Below are 232 nucleotides of genomic sequence, written 5' to 3'. Positions count from 1 at the left end.
CAATGTCACGAAAGTCAATATGCAGTACGCCTGCTGGATGGTCTGGGTATTCAGCGTAAAAATGGTTTTATGAAACGTCGTTCAAAAGCGGTGATTGCTGATAAAGGTTACGCCAGCCACGTATTACGTAACCGGTTAAAAAGTCAGGGAATAAAAGTGATAATTCCCTATAAATCAAACGAAAAAGCGCGGTCAGATGGACGGGTTAAATTCGACCATAAAACGTATCGAA

1 protein-coding gene is annotated in these 232 nt (G+C 41.4%); it reads left to right on the top strand.

Annotated features, from left to right (window positions below; genetic code table 11):
• A partial coding sequence (locus tag ACGF49_RS25345) for a transposase (protein ID WP_387493588.1) occupies positions 1 to 232 on the top strand: 232 nt, incomplete at both ends.

This window comes from Photorhabdus sp. RM96S, from assembly GCF_042879335.1.
Lineage (GTDB): Bacteria > Pseudomonadota > Gammaproteobacteria > Enterobacterales > Enterobacteriaceae > Photorhabdus > Photorhabdus kayaii.
Note: the sequence above shows the minus strand (reverse complement) of the source record. Positions and strands in the feature narration are given on the sequence as shown.